This window comes from Pedobacter deserti (assembly GCF_024436415.1).
GTDB classification, from domain to species: domain Bacteria; phylum Bacteroidota; class Bacteroidia; order Sphingobacteriales; family Sphingobacteriaceae; genus Pedobacter; species Pedobacter faecalis.
The window spans coordinates 2,876,713-2,897,168 of record NZ_JAFMZQ010000001.1 but is presented as its reverse complement, the minus strand read 5'-3'; the positions used below and the strand labels follow the sequence as shown (position 1 = coordinate 2,897,168).

Here is a 20,456-nt window from a genome sequence, read left to right as displayed (position 1 = left end):
CATTATCATTATGAATCAGGCTAAAACAGATTTCGTTGAGATTTTCCAAACCATACGGGCTTCTTTACAGCCCTATGCAACCATGGGGTTTGAGAACAGGGTAAACAGCGAGGAAGTTTACGATCTGTGGAGCAATAAAAACGTGGTTATTGAAGGAAAACCGCGTACGGAAGTGTTCTTTGCTTCAGTAAAGATATTTAAAGGTCATGTAGGTTTCTATTTCATGCCTGTGTATGCCGAACCGGAAATTAAGCAGGTATTTGATCCCAATCTGCTGAAGCATTTAAAAGGCAAGTCCTGTTTTCATATCAAAAAGCTTGACGACACACTGTTGTCTCAAATTGAATCTGCACTTGCCGGGGGGTTCAAATTGTATAAAGAAAAAGGTTGGGTAGTATAAACTGGCATGTTGATCTCTTGGCGGGATTGGAACTGTTAGGCCAGCGGTTTTCCCTGCATACATCCGGTCCTTTTCATTTAATCTATTTTGAAAATTCTCAAGTCGCGCTCAACCTGATTTCATCAGGTACAGCGAAACTCCCTGAAATATACATCGAACTGCAGGATCGGTACAAGCATGAGGGCAAACATCTGTTTCATTTATGGGAAGACATATGGAACAGCAGGAGAGCACAGGTGATTGGCCGGCTACGTTCTGTGTTGGGGCTCAACACGCGTGTTCATGGAAGGCAAACATCAGTGTCGAGGATCAGCCAAACTGAGGCCGACACGTTTCTTAACGCCAACCATTTGATGGGGACAGCTAAAGCTAAACATCGTTTCGCGCTGAAAAAAGACGGGGAGATTCTCGCGGTGGCCTGTTTCAGCCATTTGAGAAACATCGACAGAAACGGGGTAAGATACCGTTCGGCCGAACTTATCCGCCTGGCTACGCTGAGCGGATACACAGTGACCGGCGGCTTCGGAAAACTCCTGAAGTACTTTATAGAGGCTTTCAGACCAGATGATGTGATGAGTTACGCCGATCGCGACTGGTCTCAAGGATTGGCTTACGAAAGGGCGGGTTTTCAGTTGGTTGAAACTACTTCACCTGCGGTTTTATGGCTTGATAAGGATACATTGGAACGTATTTTTGATCATCGTTTGCCGCCAGACTCCAGGAAAGAATCGTATATGAAGCTATTTAATACGGGCAATTTGAAATATATCTTATACTTGCGCTCTGATAATGGATATAAAGGTTAAACATCCGCTTATAGTTGTTTTGGGTCCGACCGCTTCGGGCAAGACCCGTCTTGCAGCTCATCTTGCAGCCTCATTAAATGCTGAAATCATTAGTGCAGACAGCAGGCAGATTTTCCGCGGTATGAATGTTGGAACAGGGAAGGATCTGCATGAGTACATCGTTGCTGGCAAAAGCATTTCCTATCACCTGATCGATATTCAGGAAGCCGGCGCCCATTATCATGTGCATGCTTATCAGGAAGATTTCTACCGCGTGTTTGAACACCTGATACAAAAAAACGTTCTTCCGGTGCTCTGCGGAGGAAGTGGCATGTATATTCACAGCATCTTGCAGCAGCATCAATACACTGCTATACCTGTAGATACTAAACTGCGGGAAATTTTGCTGCCGCGCTCGGTCGAGGAGTTGAGGGTTGAACTTGACAAATTCCCCGAAGCATTTACCGCGCACGCCGATCGCTCCTCACATAAACGTCTGATCCGTGCTATAGAGATCGCCGCCTATCTGAGCAGTAACACGCCGGAAACGGCCAGGCGTCCTGAAATAGATGCGCTGGTTATTGGACTGTATACCGATATCGCCAGAAGGCGGCAGCGGGTGTCCGACCGTCTGCTTGCCAGGCTAGAGGGCGGATTAATTGAGGAGGTCGAATGCCTGATGAAAGCCGGGGTGGGCGCAGATATGCTTAAATTCTATGGGCTTGAATATAAGTTTGTAAGCGCCTACCTTTTGAATGAAATGAGCTACGATGAGATGGTTGAGCGATTAGCTATCGCTATTTCTCAGTTTGCTAAACGTCAGATGACCTTTTTCAGAAAAATGGAAAAGGACGGTGTTCATATCCACTGGCTGGAGGCCGATAGAGATTTTGAGGCATTGTATTTCAGTGCTTTAGAACTAATTCAGCAAAAGTTCGGCCTGGGCGGTTAATTTTTTTGTTACAAATGGCATGTGTTTTGCATTTAGACAGTCGGCACGCTTAAAATGCCGCTATTATTTAAATTAAATGACGAACAACATGAAAAAATCGACTAAATTTTTAGCTTCCGCAGTAGCTGCAGTGGCTTTATTCTTTACAACAAATGTTAACGCACAGTCTGGCGATTCAAGAGCTACACGTCTGGGTATCGGCTTCAGTGCCGGTTATCCGACAAAAGACGCTTATAGTGTAGCACTTGGGGGCGATCTTCGTTTACAGAAAGATTTTAGCGCCAACATCTCTGGTATGCTGTCTGCCGGTTACACCAACTTCTCGGTGAAAGATGACTTCGGAGGCGGTAGCCTTGGATTTATCCCGGTAAAGGCTGGTGCCAAAATTTTCTTTGCAGAAAGCGCATACTTTTCAGGTGAACTGGGTGCAGGTTTCTCGACAGAAGACAACGGCAGCACTGCATTTCTTTGGGCTCCAGGAGTGGGTTATGCCTTTGATAACGGTTTAGATCTTGGTTTGCGTTATGAAGGGGCTGAGTTTGACGGCGGAGGCATTGGACAGGTAGCATTTAGAATCGCTTACGGCTTCAGATTATAATTCTAATCAGATTTTAATCATCTAAAAGCGATATTTTGAAAAAAGCCCCTGAAAAGTCAGGGGCTTTTTTATTTATTTAAATTAAAATGCTAATTTACCCCAAACGATGAAAACGCCGGGTTAGGACCTGGGAACTGAATATTTACCAATAAAATTTGAACGGAATGAAAAAGTATATAGCCTTCGCCTTTTTAGTGGTCACTTTATCCTGTACCAATGCTCAGAAAGATCATGAGACATCTGCCGGCGAGGCTGATGTAAAAACGGGTACTGAAGTCGAGTTGACTGACGCGGTGGACCAGGATATCTATGACGGCTACATTTCGCTGAAAAATGCATTGGTGGCATCGGGTTTTGAAGGGGCGAAGACTGCTGCCCAAAGCCTTAAGGCTGGTTTGGAAAAGCGTGAAGGCTGTGAGAGTACTGCCCTGCTTGCGGATCAAATCAGTAAGGCGCCGGATCTGGCTGCCCAAAGAAAACAATTTACCGCATTAAGCACTGATCTGATCGCCTTATTTAAACACGCCAGCCTGAGCAAAGGTGAAATATATGTGCAGCATTGCCCTATGGCCAATAGCGGGGAGGGTGGCGACTGGCTCGCCTCGGAGAAGAACATACGTAATCCGTATTATGGTGATGAGATGATGGAATGCGGTTCCGTAGTGGAAGAAATTAAAGCGAAGAAATAGTTAGTTTTGTTATTATAATATTATAAGTACATATGTCAGAAATCGCAGAGATTAAGATCGATGGGAAGGTTTACGAATTCCCGGTTATTACAGGTACCGAAGGGGAGAAGGCTATTGATATATCGAAGCTTAGAGACCTCACGGGTCATGTGACCCTGGATTTCGGCTTTAAAAACACGGGCTCTACGAAAAGTGCCATTACTTTTTTGGACGGAGAGAAGGGCATCCTGAAATACCGCGGGTATCCTATTGAAGTACTTGCCGAGAAATCTACTTTCTTGGAAGTAGCTTATCTGCTGATTTACGGGGAACTTCCGAAAGCAGAAGAACTCCGTAATTTCCAGGCTGAGATCAGCAAACATACGCTTATACATGAAGACATGAAGAAGTTCCTCGACGGATATCCTTCTAAGTCGCACCCCATGGCTCAGCTGGCATCGCTGGTTTGTTCTTTGTCTACATTTTATCCGGAATCGCTTAACGCGAATTCCACTCCTGAGATGATGGATCAGACCATGATCAAGCTTTTGGCGAAGTTTCCTACCATCGTTTCCTTCATTTACAAAAAGTCGCTCGGTCACCCTTGGATTTATCCGAAAAACAAGTACGATTATGTGAGCAATTTCTTGAACATGATCTTCGGTCAGCGTACCGAAGAGATTGAAATTGATCCGGTTGTGGTGAGCGCAATGAATACTTTGCTGATACTCCATGCTGATCACGAACAAAACTGTTCGGCATCTACCGTTCGCATTGTGGGTTCTTCTGATTGTAATCTGTATGCATCGGTTTCTGCAGGTATTTCTGCACTTTGGGGGCCTTTGCATGGTGGGGCAAACCAGGCCGTGATTGAAATGCTTGAGCGGATCAAGGATGATGGCGGGGATACAGAGAAATGGATCAACAAGGCGAAAGATAAAAATGACCCTTTCCGCATGATGGGCTTCGGTCACCGAGTATACAAGAACTTTGACCCAAGAGCGAAGATCATTAAGAAGGCCTGCGACGATATTCTCGGAAAGCTGGGCATCGATGATCCTGTGCTGGAAATTGCAAAGAAGCTGGAAGAAGCTGCACTAAGTGATCCGTATTTCATTGAACGCAAGCTGTATCCGAACGTAGACTTTTACTCAGGTATTATTTATCGCGCATTGGGTTTCCCGACCGATATGTTTACGGTATTATTTGCTTTGGGCAGGCTCCCGGGCTGGATCGCACAATGGAAAGAAATGCACGAAAACAAAGAGCCGATTGGCCGCCCGCGTCAGGTATACGTAGGTCACACCAATCGCGAGTTTACAGAGATCTCAAAGCGCTGATCATTCCGCACTAAATAAAAAAGCCCTTGCTTATCGTTTAAGCAAGGGCTTTTTTATTTAGCAATAAGTTTATGCCTGGTTTCGTTTGTTTAATTCGTCCCTTATTCTCGCAGCCTTTTCATAAGCTTCTTCTGCAATTGCTTCCTGAAGTTTTTGCTGAAGTTCTTCTGTAGTCAGCGATTTGTATCCGGAACCAGGTATAGAGGTTGTGATATCTTCTGTGCCTTCTTCTTTCGGGATGTTGTCCATATTTTCCAGAAAAAGCAGGTCATTGCCCTCTATCACAATACCCGCCGAAGAGAGGATGAATTCGTAGGTGTAAATCGCCGCATTGAAACGCACTGCCAATGCAATGGCATCAGAAGTCCTGGCGTCAATTTCCTGGGTTACGTTTCCGTCCGTGCAAATGAGTTTTGCGAAGAACACGCCCTCCACCAGATTATAAATAAGTACTTCCTGGATCTGTATGTTATAGGTTTGCGCGAAGGTCTTGAACAGATCGTGCGTAAGCGGCCGGCTAGGCGTCATCTTTTCAATTTCTATGGCAATGGCCTGGGCCTCAAATGCACCAATAATAATAGGAAGCCTGCGCCTGCCGTTTACTTCGCCAAGAACAAGAGCATAGGCGCCCGACTGCGTTTGGCTGTAAGATAATCCGACGATGTCTAATTTTACTTTTTTCATTAAGATTTATATGCCTTTAACGCCTCTATTAATTTTGGCACAACCTCAAAGGCATCGCCCACTATACCGTAGTCGGCCACCTTGAAAAACGGTGCTTCAGGGTCTTTATTAATTACAACGATTACTTTTGACGAACTGACACCCGCGAGATGCTGGATGGCTCCGGATATGCCGATCGCAATGTACAGGTTAGGGCTGATTGCAATACCCGTTTGTCCAACGTGCTCGGAATGTGGTCTCCAGTCTGCATCAGACACCGGTTTGGAGCAAGCTGTAGCAGCCCCCAGAAGTCCAGCCAGCTCTTCAATCATACCCCAATTTTCCGGCCCCTTTAACCCGCGGCCGCCAGATACCACAATCTCCGCATCAGGTAAGGAGACCTTATCGGTGGCCCGAATGATTTCTTTAACGACGGTGCCCAGGTCTGTCGCTTTCACGTCAGCCTCAAAGTCCTCAATCGAAACATCAGCAGCCGATTCCCTTACTCCAAATGCATTGGGATTCAAAGCGATCACTTTGATCTCAGAAAGAAGTTCTGTCGTAGCAAAGGCTTTACCTGAAAATGCGTTTTTCTTCACCAGGAATTTTCCGTTATCAGTACGTGGAAGCTCGATTGCACCGTCTACAAGGCCGGCTTTCAATTTAACCGCCACGCGAGGGGCGAGGCCTCTACCGGAAAATGAGTTCGAAAGTATGACGACATTGGCATTCTCAGCTTTGGCAGCTTCGCTTATAATGGAGGCGTAAGCCTGGTTTACAAAACTATGAAGTTGTTGATCGCTAACGCGCAACACTTTTGAAGCGCCGTAGCTTCCCAGCGCCTTCAATTCATTCTCGTCAACGTTTCCTATTGACAAGGCGGTTACCTGGGTATTTTGGTCATCTGCAATGGCTTTTGCGTAAGAGACTGCTTCAAACACAGACTTCTTAAATTTGCCATCTACATGTTCTGCATATACTAAAACTGACATATCTTATATTTTAAAGGGAAGCACCGGTTAAATAACTTTTGCCTCTGTATGTAAAAATTCGATCAACTTCTCCGGCTCAGCAGGGCTTATTTGTTTTACAGCACCGCGTGGTGCAGGCGTTTCAAATACCTGTATCTTCGAAAGTTCTTCCAGTTCCTTTGCCTCCACAACCTGAAGGGGCTTGGTTCTGGCCGACATGATTCCGCGCATATTTGGGATCTTTGGTTCTGCGGTGCCTTCCGAGCAGCTCGCTACAAATTTACCGCTTACCGATATCACTTCCTTCCCGCCTTCAATTTCCCTTTCCAGCGTGGCTGTTGTACCGTCAAAATCGAGCTTCTTAATGATGGAGATGGATGGTATATCCAGGAATTCACCGATCATTGCGGCAACCTGTGATCCGTTATAATCAATAGATTCACGTCCACACAAGATCATGTCGAACTCGGCTGTTTTTGCATACTCAGCGATCTGAAAAGCAGTGAAATAGGCGTCTCTTGGTGAAGCATTGATGCGCATCGCGTCGTCAGCGCCAATCGCCAGTGCTTTTCTGATCGTAGCCTCCGTGTGGCTCTCTCCAACAGTGACCGCAGTAACGGTTCCTTTGCCGCCCTCGCAAAGTTCGATAGCCCTGGAAAGTGCGATCTCATCGTATGGGTTTACGATAAACTGTACGCCTGCCGTATTGAATTGTGTATTATCGTTGGTAAAAGTTATTTTTGTAGTCGTGTCCGGCACGTTGCTGATACAAACTAATATTTTCATACTTATATATTTGTTAAGTAATAGAGCCTTTACAGGCATTTGTTCTTTTGCAAATCTAATTAAAAAAGCAGGTATAAAAAATGCAAAGCACCCGATTAGCCAAGTTATTGGATTTTTTAAACACTGACCCCAACGATCCTTTTATCTTATACGCACTGGCAACGGAATATGTGTCGCAGGGCGAAGACGATACTGCGCTGGATTATTATAACAGGCTTTTAAGCGATCATCCTGATTATGTCGGTACCTATTATCATCTCGGTAAATTACACGAACGTCACGACCGCAAGCAATTGGCCATAGAAATTTATCAGAGCGGTATGGCTATAGCACGGAGCAAACGTGATATGCATGCTTTTTCGGAACTGCAAGGTGCTTATAATAGTGCATCGGGGCTCGACTATGAAGACGACTAACTGAACTGGGTTTGATCAAAAAAAGGCAGCTTTTATTTCTCCGGAATGTGGTGTTTTTTACGTTCACCGCATTTGGCGGAGCTCAGGCGCATCTCTCGCTTTTACTGCGCTACTTTGTAAAAACCAACCGGTACATATCTGAAGAAGAACTGCTGGAGCTGCACGCGCTGGCACAGGTGCTGCCCGGGCCGGCTTCAACACAAACGCTCGTAGGTATCGCATACAAGGTGGGGGGACTGAAACTCGCGCTGATCACGTTCCTGATCTGGATCCTTCCATCGGCAGCTATCATGACATTTGCGGCCATCAGTTACGCGCGGCTCGATCAGAAAGCCAGCTTTGCCGAAATATTGAAATTTATTGAGCCTATTGCGTTAGGGATTGTTGCTTATGGTGCTGTTACGCTCTCCAAAAGAGTCTTAAAAACACAGGTGTCAATTTTTTTGGCGATATCAGCTGTGATATGCACATTGGTACTTCGCAATGCCTATGTTTTTCCGATCGCAATTCTGATTGGCGGAATGATTTCTTCAGCACTAGAGGCTCCAAAGGAAGAAAGTGAAATAAGGGTAAGCTTGTTTTCGAACATAAACCGCAAAAAGCTGATTTACTTTTTTGCCGTGTTGTTGGTTTTTGCGCTTTTAGGGGCAATTATCAATAGAACCTCGCCGTTTAGTCTGCCCATCAGGCTTTTCGAGAATTTTTACCGTAACGGAATTTTTATCTTCGGCGGCGGTCAGGTGCTCGTGCCGCTTATGTTTACAGAGTTCGTGCAGATGAAGCAATATTTGCACGCTTCAGGTTTTTTATCTGGTTTCGCCCTTCAGCAGGCAATACCAGGTCCGACCTTTTCATTTACCAGCTACATAGGAACTTTAACGATGCGCAATTTTGGCTATGGCTTAGCCGGACAGATCACCGGGGGCGCGGTTGCCGTGCTGGGCATAAATCTTCCCGGACTGATCCTTGTTCTGCTGATTGTACCTTTCTGGGAAAGCCTTAAAAAGATTACGCACATCAAGTATTCGCTGGCTGGGATAAATGCCGTAAGTGTTGGTTTTATACTGGCAGCGTTTATCCTGCTGGTTATGCCGGTCGGATTGAACGTAATGGCCATCTGCATTATGACGGTAACTTTCCTATTGCTTAATTATACCCGGATAAACCCGCCTTTGATCGTTTTTGCAGGAGCCTTACTGGGCTATTTAATTTGACCGGGCTCAGAAGGGCGCATCGTCGTCGTGCATGTCATCCATACGCGAAGGCTTGATGATCACATTTCCCGGGCGGTCGAAATTCTGTGAAGGCTGCATACCCGCACTGGAATCCATGGAGAAGGAATTAGGTGCCGCAAAGCTTTCCTCAAGGTCGGCAAACTTCACGTATTTTCCGATGAACCTTAAAGGCACAATGCCCGTTTCACCGTTACGGTGCTTGGCAATGATCACCTCGCCCACGCCAGCCTGCGAACGGCCTTGCTCATCTTCGGTAATGCCATAATATTCCGGCCTGTACAAAAACAACACCATGTCGGCATCCTGCTCTATGGAACCCGATTCACGCAAATCCGACAGCATAGGCCTTTTGCCATTTGCGCCTGGTCTGCTTTCTACCGCCCGGCTGAGCTGGGAGAGGGCCAGAACAGGTACATTAAGTTCTTTAGCGACCGATTTAAGGGCACGGGATATACTGCCGATCTCCTGCTCACGGTTTCCACCTCCGCCTTGTCCCTCGCCTTTACCATGCATCAGCTGCAGGTAGTCGATAATGATAAGCTGAAGATCGTACTGCGACTTCAGGCGCCGGCACTTGGCCCTAAACTCAAAGATGTTCAGTGCGGGCGTATCATCAATAAGAAGCGGGGCCTCGGTTAGCCTGCCAATTTTACTGTGCAATTGCTGCCATTCCCATTCGGCCAGGTTTCCCTTTCTGATCTTCTCCTGCTCAATCTCCGTTTCACCGGAAATGAGACGGTTCACAAGCTGTACAGAGGACATCTCCAGGGAGAATACCACTACTGGTCGCTTGAAATCGACGGCCGCATTTCGCGCGCAACTCAGAACAAATGCAGTTTTACCCATAGCAGGCCGCGCAGCGATGATGACCAGATCTGATGGCTGCCAGCCGCCGGTAATACGGTCCAGGTCGGTAAAACCAGAGGGAACCCCGGTTAATCCGTCTGTTTTGCTTTTTAATTCCTCCAGTGTGGCCAGCGACTGCTTAATGATCTCGTCCATCTTTTGCGTATCGCGGCGAAGGTTGTTCTGAGCAATGTCAAAGAGGTTTTTCTCCGCATGGTCAAGCAGATCGAAAATGTCGGTGGTATCTTCGTAGGCGTTTTGAATGATCTCGGACGAGATCCTGATCAGCTCACGCTGAATATATTTCTGTGAAATGATCCGGGCGTGATACTCGATATTCGCCGCCGAAGCCACGCGGTTGGTTAGGTTTGTAATATAGAAGGCGCCGCCAACCATCTCCAGGAGACCCAGAGTTCTTAACTCGGCCGTCACCGTAAGGATATCTACGGGTTTAGACTTCTGGAAAAGCCCCTGAATGGCTTCAAATATCTGTTTATGAGCTTCATGGTAAAACACATCCGGTTTAAGAATGTCAATAACGGTAGAAAGCGCATCTTTCTCCAGCATTAAAGCGCCCAGAACAGCCTCTTCAAGGTCAACAGCCTGCGGAGGCAGTTTACCCATGGTATTCATTGACCCTGTTAACCTGTTCTTTCTCGCTGTAAAATTTCTGTCTGTTCCCGGTTTTGCGTTATCGCTGCTCATGACACAAAAATATACAAAATTTTGGCCCTTTGCGGCAACTTTTATACACATCACAAATTGCTTTGATTTGAAGTAGCTTAACTTTTTCCGTCGGGGTTATGCGTTGCTAACAAAAATCTGTGGATAAGCCCGGGGGTTTGGGGGTTTGAAAGCCACTTCGGTGCAAAGCGAAATATTTAGCTTATTTTTGCCTGAAATCAAGCATATGGAGTATACTGGTAAACCGCGCCGCGTACGCGAGAGCAATGAGTTCATTTTTGGCATCCGTGCCGTTATAGAGGCCATCAAAGCAGGTAGGGATGTAGAAAACATTTATATGCAGCGCGGCTTATCGGGTTCGATCATTCTTGAGCTAAAGGCCCTGTTAAAAGGTACAGATATACCGCTTCATAATGTGCCGGTCGAAAAACTGAACCGGATGACCACAAAGAATCACCAGGGTGTGATTGCAGTGATCTCTGCCATTGCCTTTCAAAAGATTGAAGATATTATTCCGGCGATATATGAAAAGGGTGAAACGCCCCTGGTGCTGATCCTTGACGGGGTGACCGATGTCAGAAATATGGGCGCTATTGCACGTACAGCCGCCTGTGCTGGAGTTCATGCGTTAGTCGTGCCCTCCAAGAATTCTGCGCAGATCAATGCCGATGCAATTAAGACTTCTGCTGGTGCCTTGTTCAGCATTCCGGTATGCCGTCATCAGAATCTGCATAAAACGGCGCTGTTCCTGCAGGAATGCGGTCTGCAGATCGTAGCCTGTACAGAAAAGACCAGCGACTTGATCTATGCGCCCGACTATACCTTGCCAACCGCCATCGTTATGGGCTCAGAAGATGAAGGCATATCCAACGAAATCATGAGGATGGCCAATCATCTCGCTAAAATACCGATGCAGGGAGAGATCAGTTCCCTGAATGTTTCGGTGTCGGCCGGCGTAATTCTCTACGAAGCCATCAGGCAAAGAACCTTCTAGGTTAGCCTGACTGCAGCGGCGCTCAGGGTTAAATGTACTTGGTCCCGAATTTCGATTTGACGTCGGCAACGATCTGCTTGATGCTTTGCTCAGCGTTCCTTGGACAGATTAGCAGGGTGTTGTTAGACTCTACTACGATGTAGTCGTGCAGGTCCTGAAGGATCACAAGCTTGTCTTCCGGTACATTCACCATACAATTCGATGAATTAAACATCATCACCTTCTCTGCAGGTATCACCGCGTTGCCCACATAGTCGTGTTCTGCGATTTCGTAAATAGAAGCCCATGTTCCCAAGTCCGACCAGCCGAATTCAGCGGGCAATACATATACATTCTCAGCCTTTTCCATGATGCCGAAATCAATAGAGATATTGGTGCATTGCTGGTAAGCTGTCCCAATAAATTCAGTTTCATGCTCGGTGTTGTATATGGAACTTCCCTGCTGAAATATCTCGTGCATTTCGGGAAGATGCTGCTGGAAGGCATTGTTGATCGCTTTTGCCGACCAGATAAAAATCCCTGCATTCCAAAGGAAATCACCGCTTTGGAGGAAGGACTTGGCCAGCTCCAGGTTGGGCTTTTCCGTGAAGGTCTTCACTTTAAATATTTGCTGATCTCCCGGAAGCGGGGTGTCCATATACTGAATGTATCCGTAGCCTGTGTCTGGCCTGCTCGGTTTGATACCCAGCGTAATCAGTACATCACTTTTGGAGGCCGCATCAAGACATTGATTTATTGCCGCTACAAATGCTTCAGGATTGGTGATGGTATGATCGGAGGGGGCAACAACAATGGTCGCATCCGGGTTCAGTTGCGCAATCTTGGTAGACCCATAAGAGATACAAGGAGCTGTATTTCTCATAATCGGTTCTGCAAGAATCTGATTGTCGCCGATATCAGGAAGCTGCTTTTTTATGATGTCTGTGTATATCTCGTTGGTAACGATAAAGATATTTTCAGCTGGGCAAATTTTCAGAAACCTATCGTACGTGCTTTGGATCAGCGTTTTGCCAACGCCAAAGAAATCTATAAACTGTTTTGGATACTCTGTTCTGCTTACTGGCCAGAACCGGCTACCCACGCCGCCCGCCATGATTAATGCGTAATTGTTTTTGTTCATGTTTTAAAAAACGCGTCGTTTAAATGATCCCTTCCTGAAGGAGATCGTGTAAATGTAACATTCCAAAATATCTTTCACGATCGGTAACCAGCAACTGTGTGATATTATTTTCTTTTATGACATTAAGTGCATCAATGGCAAGGGTGTCCCTGTCTACCCGTTTTGGCATGCTTGTCATCAGATCACTCGCTTTTATATTGGTCAGGTCCGTCTGCTTTTCCAGCATACGCCTGATATCCCCGTCGGTAATAACACCCAGAATATTGTCGCCCTCTATAACAACCACTGCTCCCAAACGGTTTTGACTAATTTCTACAATCACATCTTTAACTGATGCAGAAGGATGTATACTTGGTTTTTCGTTCTTAACCGCCAGATCGCCGGCCTTGAGATATAATCTTTTGCCCAGAGAACCGCCCGGGTGATACTTAGCAAAATCATCACGGTTAAAACCGCGGGCATGGAGTAAGCACACCGCAATCGCATCGCCCATGGCCAGTTGAGCAGTCGTGCTGGTGGTGGGGGCAAGGTTATGCGGACAGGCCTCTTTACTCACTGCAGCATTCAGGACAAAATCGGCCATGCGGGCCAACTCCGACTCGGTGTTTCCCACAATACCAATAAGTACGTTGCCGCCTTGCTTTAGCAGCGGGGCAAGCAGCTTAATCTCCGGTGTGTTACCACTTTTTGAAATGCATATAACGATGTCGTTTTTCTGAATCATGCCGAGATCGCCATGAACGGCGTCGGCCGCATGCATAAACACTGCCGGAGTTCCGGTAGAGTTAAACGTAGCAACAATCTTTTGCGCAATAATTGCGCTTTTGCCAATACCGGTAACCACTACTCTTCCTTTATTTTCGATGATAAGGTGGATAATATTAACAAAATTATCATCAATCCTGTCAATCAGTCCAGCAATCGCTTCAGCTTCGAGCTTTAAAGTATTGGCAGCGTTATCAATTATTGATTTTTTACTTTTCAAATAGAATTAATTAGTATATTGATGCTATGAATTAGTGCAAAATTATGTTATTTTGAGTAAAAAAAGCACGGAATATTTTATAGAGGAAATGGATGTGAAAAAGTCGTTGTTTGACAACTTGCAAACCTTTTTTGGTTTCGACAATTTTAAAGGTGACCAGGAATCAATAATTACCAACATACTTGAGAAGAAGAATACCTTTGTAATAATGCCGACCGGCGGTGGGAAATCCATTTGTTATCAGTTGCCCGCCCTGATGGAAGAGGGCACGGCGATCGTCATTTCACCGCTGATCGCGCTCATGAAAAATCAGGTAGATCAGCTCAGGGCATTTGGCGGAAACGACAGCATCGCCCACTTTCTTAATTCTTCACTTACCAAGGCAGAAAGCAACCAGGTAAAAACTGATTTGCTTGCAGGCCATACCAAACTGTTGTATGTAGCGCCCGAGTCGCTTTCGAAACAGGACAATATCGAATTTTTGAAGCTGATCAGGATATCTTTCGTGGCGGTAGACGAGGCGCACTGTATCTCTGAGTGGGGGCACGATTTCAGACCGGAGTACAGAAAGATCAGGCAGGTTATACAGGGATTGGGCGATCGCATACCCATTATAGCGCTTACAGCTACCGCAACCCCGAAAGTACAGCAGGATATTATTAAAAACCTGCAGATGTCGGACGCCACGCTGTTTAAATCTTCATTCAACAGACCTAACCTCTTTTACGAAATAAGGCCGAAGCGCGATGTGATAAAAGAGATCATCCGGTACATCAAATCGAACACAGGCAAGTCTGGTATCATTTACTGTTTGAGCCGTAAGAAAGTTGAAGAGGTTGCAGAGACGCTGAACCTGAATGGGATCAAGGCGCTACCGTATCATGCCGGACTGGAACCGAAGGTTCGGGCTGAGACGCAGGATAAGTTCCTGATGGAAGACGTGGAAGTTATCGTGGCAACCATTGCATTCGGTATGGGTATAGACAAGCCCGATGTGAGGTTTGTTATCCATCACGACATCCCGAAGAGCATGGAAGGCTACTACCAGGAAACCGGTCGGGCAGGCCGCGACGGGGGCGAAGGGATGTGCATAGCTTTTTATACCCAAAAGGATATCGACAAGCTGGCTAAATTCATGAAAGACAAGCCGGTTTCTGAGCGTGAGATCGGTACACAGATACTCAAGGAAGTTATTGACTATGCTGAGTCTGCCGTTTGCCGCAGGAAGCAGATCCTTCATTATTTCGGTGAAAACTTTAATGAAACGGGTTGTAACTGCATGTGCGATAATTGCAAACGTCCCAAAAAGCTTTTTGAGGCCGAAGACTCACTCATGGTATTACTTAAACTGGTTGATAAGATCGGCGAGAAATTTGACGACGCCCATTTACTCAATGTAATCCTTGGGCAGGAAACTGCGCAGACAATCGCTTACGAGCATGCCAAGCTTGCTGAGTTTGGAATAGGGAAGGTTGAAGGTGAACTGCATTGGAAGTCACTCGTCCGCCAGGCGGTGCTGAATAATTTTTTGTCCAAGGATATCGACAATTATGGCTTGCTTAGGCTGACGGCCTTCGGAAGAAGCTTTATCGAAAATCCGTACAGCCTCAAGTTTGTGCTTAACGAGCTCCTGGAGAATGCAAGCGAGGATGATGATGACGACGTAAAACCAAGCACTGGGGCACTTGACGCACAATTGCTGCAACTGCTTAAAGATCTCAGGAAAAAGATTGCCAAGCAAAAGAACGTACCTCCTTTTGTGGTGTTTCAAGACCCTTCACTGGAAGAAATGTGCACCCATTTTCCGGTTACTGTCGACGAATTAAAGCAAATATCAGGCGTGGGGCATGGTAAAGCCCTGAAATTTGGCGCACCCTTCCTCGAAATCATCAAGAAGTACGTTGAAGATAACGACATCGAGAGACCAGTAGATCTGATTATAAAAACCCAGGCCAACAAGTCTCAGTTGAAGGTTTCTATCATTCAAAACATCGATCGCAAAATCGGTCTTGAAGACATCGCCAGGTCTAAAGGCATTACCTACGATGAGATACTTAAAGAAGTGGAGGCGATCGTAAACTCAGGAACGAAACTAAACCTTGGTTACTTTGTTGACGAACTGATAGATGAAGATCGTCAGGACGAAGTTTTCGACTATTTCCAATCAGCAGAGAGCGACTCGATAGATCAGGCGCTTAAAGAGCTCGGCGAAGCCGACTATTCACGTGAAGAGATCCAGTTAATGCGCATTAAATTCTTATCAGAGCTGGGTAACTAGCTACCGTTATTATGATCAATTTTCAGTTAGATAAATTAAAACATATCAATTCGGATAATTTCTTTTTGATGGCTGGTCCATGCGCCATCGAAGGGGAGGAAATGGCACTTCAGATCGCTGATCGAATTGTTGAAATCACCGACAAACTAGGTATCCCGTATATCTTTAAAGGTTCTTACCGCAAAGCCAACCGTTCTAAGGGAAGCTCTTTTACCGGAATAGGCGACGAAAAGGCACTCAAGATCCTTGAAAAGGTGGGCCAGACATTCGATATACCGACGGTAACAGATATGCACGAGAGTGGCGAGGCGGCTATGGCCGCGGCCTATGTAGACGTGCTCCAGATTCCTGCTTTCCTGTGCAGGCAAACCGACCTGCTCATTGCGGCGGCCCAGACTAATAAGGTCGTCAATGTGAAGAAGGGCCAGTTTTTATCAGCCGCTTCTATGAAATTCGCTGTAGAAAAGATCGTTGAGGCTGGTAATAATAGGGTAATCCTCACCGACCGGGGCAACACCTTCGGCTATCAGGACCTGATTGTCGATTATCGCGGACTGCCTGAAATGCAAAGTTTTGGTGTGCCCGTAGTTATGGATTGCACGCACTCGCTGCAACAGCCTAATCAAAGCAGTGGGGTCACCGGTGGCAAACCCGAACTTATTGGTACGATTGCTAAAGCAGCCATAGCAGTGGGGGCGGATGGCCTGTTTATCGAGACGCATCCCGATCCTGCCTGTGCTAAGTCAGACGGAGCCAATATGCTGCATTTGGATCGCTTAGAGGATCTTTTAACAAGGCTCGTTAGGATCCGCCAGGCAATAACTGGTTAGGACCTCTCTAAACTACATCGCTGTGATTTTAAAGGAAGTTCTCCGGTTAAGGCTTCTGTCTTTTTCTGTTGAATTTCCGGCGATAGGTGCCGTTTCTCCGAATCCCTTAAAGCTAAGTCGCGAGGCCTGAATACCGCTGTCAACGAGATGGTTATACACCGACTTCGCCCTGGCTAACGATAACTTAAGATTATCCTCGGGTTTGCCCACATTGTCTGTATGGCCTTGCACCTCAACCTGCAGCCCCGGATTATCTTTCAGGAAGCTGATCAGCGTATTCAGTTCTGTAAGCGAAGCGGGTAACAGCTCGCTTTTGTTCGTTTCAAAGAAGATGTTTTTCATCACCAGTTCCTGGCCAACTTTCAGCCTTTCCATCAGTATCTCCACGTTGAAAGGTTTTCCCGCCGGGGCCTCCTTTAGTGCATAGTGTGCTGAGAAAAATAAATAGCCCTCGGCAGCCGCCTCAAAAGCATAGTCATTGCCTAAAGGCATCACTGCTGTAAATTCTCCGTCTGTGTCCGACGTATAGTCATTAAAGAGCAGTACATTATCCGATAGACGCGCCACCGTAACCTCCGCCTGGACGAATTTTCCGCTTTCCTTATCCTTTACAATGCCCTTTACATAGGTGACTGGTCCCGGTTTCTTTTCCGCCGGAATTTTGAAACTATAGATGTCCATATCGCCATAACCCCCGTCCAGTTCCGCAGAATATAAACCCTCCGTGCCATCCGCCATTACCACCAACCCCGACTCTTCGTTGAACGTGTTCAGCGGATAACCCATGTTTTCGGGTTTGGTCCAACGCCCTGTAGCATCCATACGACTCACAAAAATATCCTTATTTCCAAAGCCGGGCCATCCGTCGGAAGAGAAATAGAGCGTTCTGCCATCGGCATGCATAAAGGGCGTGTGTTCATCGTAGGGGGTATTGATCTCCGGACCGAGATTCACAGGCTCCGCCCAATATCCATCGGCCTTTAGTGTGCTTTTCCAGATGTCATAGCCACCCTGGCCACCGCGCCGGTTGCTCACGAAATACAGTGTTCCGCCGTCCGGACTGACGGCTGGTTGTGATTCCCAGTAAACGGTGTTTACCGGTGCACCCAGATTGAACGGCGCAGCCCAGGCGTCGCCTTCTTTCTTGCTGAGGTAAATGTCGCAGCGTCCTAGTCCATCGGGACGATTGCATCCCGTAAAGAACAGATATCTGCCGTCAGCTGAAATGGATTGCGCCCCTTCATTAAATCCGGAAGTGTTGATTCGGTCACTCAAAGGAACCGGAGCAGTCCATGCCCCGTTCTTCTTCCGTGAGATAAAGAAATCTTCATTGTTCTGTACGTTTCGGCTAAAAATCAATTGCGTCCCATCAGCCGTCATTGCCGGAAAGTAGTCCCGGAATTCCGAATTGACTTCAGGGCCGAGGTTCTCCGGCGAATAGGGAAGCGGAGTGGTCACCGCGTTCACGGCAAACTCAAAATCTGCCAGGTACTTGTTCGCTCGCCTCTTAAAATCTGGATCCGTACCCCGGTAACGATCCAGAAAAAGGCGGATGTTTTCCAGGCCATATTTGTAATCCCCGGTTAAGAGGCAGGCCTCCGACAGTCCGAAATAGGCCCTTGGGTCCACCACCTTAGCTATGAGCAGATACTTTACAAAAGCAGCTTTAGCATCTGCATACCGCTTTTGTTTTCGCAGTATGTCACCCAATTGAAGCCAGGCATAAGCGAATTCTGGGTCTTCTTTGAGAGCCGACTTAAGGTTTTCAACAGCTGGGTCGTATGCTTCATCTTTTAAATATCGCTGCGCTTTATCAAAAGCAGTCTGGGCTTTTTTATTTGAAGTTACCTGAGCATGTGAAATACAGGGGAAGAGGAAGAAGCATAAGCCAAATAGCCATCTATTCATAATGCGGTATGACATGCAGAATAAATATCGCTATAAAATGGCTTAATGCCTACGGAATATTTAAATATTTATGCGTTTGCAGGGAAATCTCCCACTTAGGATTCGCCATCACATAATCGATAATCAGGGGTGTCACAACTTTAGATTTCGACCATTCGGGCTGCAGGTAAAGCTTACAGTCTTTAGATACGGTCTCGGCATACTGCTCTGCCCATATGAAGTCACTTTTATTAAATACAATAACTTTAAGCTCATTTGCAAAAGGGGTAATGTCAGGTCGCGGCGCTTTAAATTTCTTGGGCGACAAGCAAATCCAGTCCCAGTAACCTGACAGTGGATAGGCACCCGAAGTCTCGATGAAGGTCTTTATACCTCTTTTCTGAAGTTCCGAAGTAAGGTAATTTAAGTTATAGATAAGCGGTTCCCCGCCCGTTATTACCACAGCTTTTCCTGGATACCCGGCTGCCTTTTCAACGATCGCATCCGCGTGGGTCAGCGGATGCAGTTCTGCATCCCAGCTTTCCTTAACGTCACACCAGTGGCAACCCACGTCGCATCCGCCAAGGCGGATAAAGTACGCCGCCTTTCCGGTGTTGAAACCTTCACCTTGTATCGTGTAAAATTCTTCCATCAAGGGAAGCCAAGTGCCGTCGTCCGGAATGTGGTGTGCCATAACTGAGGGCGCAAAGTTAAATAAATAAAACAAGCAAAACGCAAATCGCTATATTGAGCATGCTTTAATGACCAATCAATGAAGAAGCATCCCAATGATCAAGTGGCATAAGTTAGATACTGAACTCCCTGAGGGCGAGTTTGTAAAGCAGATACAAATCGACGGCAAGAAGTTATGCCTTGCCAGACATCAGGGCCAGCTCTATGTTGTACAAAACCAGTGTCCGCACGCCGGAGGTATCTTAAGCGGAGGCTGGTGCCGTAATGGTCATCTGATTTGCCCTATACACCGCTGGGAGTATAATCTGGATACAGGGAGGGGTGCGGCTGGCCAGGGCGACTATATACGAATATATCCGATAGAAGTCAGACCCGAAGGCTTGTTTGTAGGCATTGAGCAAGGTTTCTGGGGAAAGCTGTTCGGCTAACCCGAAAAGCTTACTGGTATATTTCTCTCTTCGCCGAAGCAAGCGTGTTTTTCAGCAGGCCAACGATAGTCATCAGGCCAACGCCACCGGGAACAGGAGTGATCCACGATGATATTGGTGCAACATGTTCAAAATCCACGTCACCATACAGTTTATAACCTGACTTAGTCGTTTCTGAGGTTTCCCTGTTCATACCTACATCAATTACGATGGCACCAGGTTTTACCATATCTGCCGTGATGTAGTTTTTTCTGCCGATAGCGGCAATCAGGATATCTCCCTGCAAGCACATTTCTTTAAGATTCGTCGTCTTGCTGTGGGTAAGCGTTACGGTACAGTTGCCCGGATTCGCATTGCGACCCATCAGGATGCTCATGGGGCTTCCAACTATATTACTCCTTCCAACAACTACGCAGTGCTTGCCTACGGTATCAATACCATACGACTGCAACATAAGCATAATCCCATAAGGCGTAGCGGGAATAAAACAGGGGAGGTTCCGCATCATCCGGCCCAGGTTAATCGGGTGGAATCCGTCTACATCCTTCCGGTGATCAATTTTCTCTGTAACCTTTTCCGGATCAATATGCTTAGGTAATGGCAGTTGAACAATTAAGCCATCCACTCCAGCGTCCTGATTGATTTCTTCCACCTTCGCAAGCAGTTCCGCTTCCGTAACCGAATTATCGTATCGCACCAGGGTCGACTGGAAACCTACCTTCTCGCAATTCTTCATCTTGCTGGCTACATAAGTTTCACTCCCGCCATCATGACCAACCAATATAGCCACCAGGTGAGGCTTGCGCCCGCTTGCATTTAAAAATTCAGCGGCTTCAGTTGCAATATCCTGTTTGATTTTCTCCGATACGTATTTTCCGTCGAGTAACTGCATATATT

21 protein-coding genes are annotated in these 20,456 nt (G+C 46.5%); 12 read left to right on the top strand and 9 right to left on the bottom strand.

Going from position 1 to position 20,456, the window contains the following annotated elements; genetic code table 11:
* Positions 1 to 10: 10 nt before the first annotated feature.
* From J3P40_RS13125 to J3P40_RS13100, 6 genes are all read left to right on the top strand, one after another.
* A complete protein-coding gene (locus J3P40_RS13125) occupies positions 11 to 400 on the top strand; it encodes a DUF1801 domain-containing protein (RefSeq protein ID WP_256006424.1) in 390 nt (129 codons plus the stop codon).
* Positions 401 to 417: 17 nt separating this feature from the next.
* The gene (locus J3P40_RS13120; protein ID WP_256006420.1) at positions 418 to 1,206 is read left to right on the top strand and encodes a hypothetical protein; all 789 of its coding nucleotides are present in this window, start codon (positions 418 to 420) and stop codon (positions 1,204 to 1,206) included.
* Positions 1,190 to 2,137 (top strand): tRNA (adenosine(37)-N6)-dimethylallyltransferase MiaA, encoded by a 948-nt coding sequence (miaA, locus tag J3P40_RS13115; RefSeq protein ID WP_256006418.1) that lies wholly within the window; start codon positions 1,190 to 1,192, stop codon positions 2,135 to 2,137. Before J3P40_RS13120 ends, miaA begins: the two co-directional genes overlap by 17 nt.
* Before the next feature lie 88 nt (positions 2,138 to 2,225).
* On the top strand, positions 2,226 to 2,735 hold the full coding sequence (locus tag J3P40_RS13110) for a hypothetical protein (RefSeq protein WP_256006416.1): 510 nt from the start codon (positions 2,226 to 2,228) through the stop codon (positions 2,733 to 2,735).
* A gap of 164 nt (positions 2,736 to 2,899) precedes the next feature.
* A complete protein-coding gene (locus J3P40_RS13105; protein WP_256006414.1) occupies positions 2,900 to 3,424 on the top strand; it encodes a DUF3347 domain-containing protein in 525 nt (174 codons plus the stop codon).
* A 32-nt stretch (positions 3,425 to 3,456) separates the two neighbouring features.
* Positions 3,457 to 4,743 carry a citrate synthase gene (locus J3P40_RS13100; protein ID WP_256006413.1) on the top strand — a complete coding sequence of 429 codons (1,287 nt, stop codon included), beginning with the start codon at positions 3,457 to 3,459 and terminating at the stop codon, positions 4,741 to 4,743.
* 69 nt (positions 4,744 to 4,812) lie between these two features.
* Here J3P40_RS13100 and J3P40_RS13095 read toward each other — a convergent pair whose 3' ends face one another.
* The 3 genes from J3P40_RS13095 to J3P40_RS13085 are packed head-to-tail and all read right to left on the bottom strand — an operon-like array spanning position 4,813 to position 7,163.
* Positions 4,813 to 5,427 carry a bifunctional nuclease family protein gene (locus J3P40_RS13095; RefSeq protein WP_256006411.1) on the bottom strand — a complete coding sequence of 205 codons (615 nt, stop codon included), beginning with the start codon at positions 5,425 to 5,427 and terminating at the stop codon, positions 4,813 to 4,815.
* Entirely contained in the window at positions 5,427 to 6,398 is a 972-nt protein-coding gene (locus J3P40_RS13090; RefSeq protein WP_256006410.1) for an electron transfer flavoprotein subunit alpha/FixB family protein, read from the bottom strand. Before J3P40_RS13090 ends, J3P40_RS13095 begins: the two co-directional genes overlap by 1 nt.
* 27 nt (positions 6,399 to 6,425) lie before the next feature.
* A complete protein-coding gene (locus tag J3P40_RS13085; protein ID WP_256006408.1) occupies positions 6,426 to 7,163 on the bottom strand; it encodes an electron transfer flavoprotein subunit beta/FixA family protein in 738 nt (245 codons plus the stop codon).
* An 80-nt stretch (positions 7,164 to 7,243) separates the two neighbouring features.
* Between J3P40_RS13085 and J3P40_RS13080 the strand changes: the two genes are divergently transcribed.
* Positions 7,244 to 7,579 (top strand): tetratricopeptide repeat protein, encoded by a 336-nt coding sequence (locus J3P40_RS13080; protein WP_256006406.1) that lies wholly within the window; start codon positions 7,244 to 7,246, stop codon positions 7,577 to 7,579.
* Positions 7,580 to 7,590: 11 nt separating this feature from the next.
* Positions 7,591 to 8,793 carry a chromate efflux transporter gene (gene chrA, locus J3P40_RS13075; RefSeq protein ID WP_256006404.1) on the top strand — a complete coding sequence of 401 codons (1,203 nt, stop codon included), beginning with the start codon at positions 7,591 to 7,593 and terminating at the stop codon, positions 8,791 to 8,793.
* 6 nt (positions 8,794 to 8,799) lie between these two features.
* On the opposite strand, the gene dnaB is transcribed toward chrA, so the two are convergent.
* Positions 8,800 to 10,365: a replicative DNA helicase gene (dnaB, locus tag J3P40_RS13070; protein ID WP_256006403.1), complete on the bottom strand. Its 1,566-nt coding sequence runs from the start codon at positions 10,363 to 10,365 to the stop codon at positions 8,800 to 8,802.
* 205 nt (positions 10,366 to 10,570) lie between these two features.
* On the opposite strand from dnaB, the gene rlmB reads away from it, so the two are divergent.
* Positions 10,571 to 11,338 (top strand): 23S rRNA (guanosine(2251)-2'-O)-methyltransferase RlmB, encoded by a 768-nt coding sequence (gene rlmB / locus J3P40_RS13065; protein WP_256006400.1) that lies wholly within the window; start codon positions 10,571 to 10,573, stop codon positions 11,336 to 11,338.
* A 28-nt stretch (positions 11,339 to 11,366) separates the two neighbouring features.
* On the opposite strand, the gene J3P40_RS13060 is transcribed toward rlmB, so the two are convergent.
* Complete coding sequence (locus tag J3P40_RS13060; RefSeq protein ID WP_256006398.1) at positions 11,367 to 12,458, bottom strand: mannose-1-phosphate guanylyltransferase; 1,092 nt, start codon at positions 12,456 to 12,458, stop codon at positions 11,367 to 11,369.
* Positions 12,459 to 12,477: 19 nt separating this feature from the next.
* Positions 12,478 to 13,443, bottom strand: coding sequence for a KpsF/GutQ family sugar-phosphate isomerase (locus J3P40_RS13055; protein ID WP_256006396.1), 966 nt, complete (start codon positions 13,441 to 13,443; stop codon positions 12,478 to 12,480).
* 88 nt (positions 13,444 to 13,531) lie between these two features.
* Here J3P40_RS13055 and recQ point away from each other — a divergent pair, with 88 nt between their 5' ends.
* Together recQ and kdsA are read left to right on the top strand one after the other, a co-directional pair.
* Positions 13,532 to 15,721: a DNA helicase RecQ gene (gene recQ / locus J3P40_RS13050; RefSeq protein ID WP_256007076.1), complete on the top strand. Its 2,190-nt coding sequence runs from the start codon at positions 13,532 to 13,534 to the stop codon at positions 15,719 to 15,721.
* A gap of 11 nt (positions 15,722 to 15,732) precedes the next feature.
* On the top strand, positions 15,733 to 16,551 hold the full coding sequence (kdsA, locus tag J3P40_RS13045; protein ID WP_256006393.1) for a 3-deoxy-8-phosphooctulonate synthase: 819 nt from the start codon (positions 15,733 to 15,735) through the stop codon (positions 16,549 to 16,551).
* A 12-nt stretch (positions 16,552 to 16,563) separates the two neighbouring features.
* Here the strand turns inward: kdsA and J3P40_RS13040 are convergent, their stop codons facing one another.
* Positions 16,564 to 18,459, bottom strand: a complete 1,896-nt coding sequence (locus J3P40_RS13040) for an OmpA family protein (protein ID WP_256006390.1) — start codon at positions 18,457 to 18,459, stop codon at positions 16,564 to 16,566.
* A gap of 49 nt (positions 18,460 to 18,508) precedes the next feature.
* Positions 18,509 to 19,132 (bottom strand): 7-carboxy-7-deazaguanine synthase QueE, encoded by a 624-nt coding sequence (locus J3P40_RS13035; protein WP_256006389.1) that lies wholly within the window; start codon positions 19,130 to 19,132, stop codon positions 18,509 to 18,511.
* Between the two features lie 94 nt (positions 19,133 to 19,226).
* Here J3P40_RS13035 and J3P40_RS13030 point away from each other — a divergent pair, with 94 nt between their 5' ends.
* On the top strand, positions 19,227 to 19,559 hold the full coding sequence (locus J3P40_RS13030) for a Rieske (2Fe-2S) protein (RefSeq protein WP_256006386.1): 333 nt from the start codon (positions 19,227 to 19,229) through the stop codon (positions 19,557 to 19,559).
* Positions 19,560 to 19,569: 10 nt separating this feature from the next.
* On the opposite strand, the gene J3P40_RS13025 is transcribed toward J3P40_RS13030, so the two are convergent.
* Complete coding sequence (locus J3P40_RS13025) at positions 19,570 to 20,451, bottom strand: bifunctional 5,10-methylenetetrahydrofolate dehydrogenase/5,10-methenyltetrahydrofolate cyclohydrolase (RefSeq protein WP_256006384.1); 882 nt, start codon at positions 20,449 to 20,451, stop codon at positions 19,570 to 19,572.
* Between the last annotated feature and the right edge of the window lie 5 nt (positions 20,452 to 20,456).